Source organism: Micromonospora arborensis (genome assembly GCF_003205615.1).
In the GTDB taxonomy this organism is placed as follows: Bacteria; Actinomycetota; Actinomycetes; order Mycobacteriales; family Micromonosporaceae; genus Micromonospora; species Micromonospora arborensis.
Genome location: NZ_PYBV01000104.1, coordinates 1 through 667 on the forward strand (window position 1 = coordinate 1; position 667 = coordinate 667).

The 667-nt window shown below is 67.5% G+C and carries 1 protein-coding gene; it reads right to left on the reverse strand.

All coding sequences use genetic code 11. The annotated features are described in order from the left end of the window. Positions 1-557: hypothetical protein (locus C7C45_RS33020; RefSeq protein WP_110568840.1), on the reverse strand; the 557-nt coding region annotated here is incomplete at its 3' end. Between the last annotated feature and the right edge of the window lie 110 nt (positions 558-667).

Sequence of the window (667 nt, forward strand, 5' to 3'; positions counted from 1 at the left end):
GCGGCCTGCTGCTCCCACTGCGCGTAGGCGTCCGGGTAAGCCGACACCTGCACGGTCTGCGCGGCCTGGGTCAGGGGCATGTCCTGCCACCCATCAACCTGCTTCAGGCCCTTGAGGAACGCGGTGGTCGAGTAGGCCGGGTCGGTGATCTGCTCCGGGGTACCCCAACCACTGGACGGGCGCTGCTGGAACAGGCCCAGCGAGTCGTGGTCGTTCATGTCGCCGAGGTGGCCCAGGTTCTCCAGCTTCGACTCCTGCAGACTCGTCGCGATCGAGATGACCGCGGCCCGCTCGGGCAGGCCGGCCTTCTTCGTGGCCGCGATGATCGCCTTGGCGTTGCCGATCTGCTCGTCGTTGAGGGTGATGTGGGACTGGTCGCCCTGGGTGCCGTGCGGGATCAGCTTGGCGGTGTCCGGCTTGTCAGCCTGCACCGCGACGGCGGCGGGCTTGGCGTCCACGGCCGGGTTGGCGTGGGCGGCGATCGGACCGGCGAAGACACCACCGGCGAACGCGAGACCAGCAACGGACAGGACGCTCTTACGCATGATCGTGTTCATGGGGGTAGCTCCTTCGGGGGTAAGGACACCCACACACCAGGGGAAGGTGTGCCGGTGTGAGCACCTCGTCCGGGCGCTGCACTAACGGGAAAAGTCTGAAAGGGGTCGGC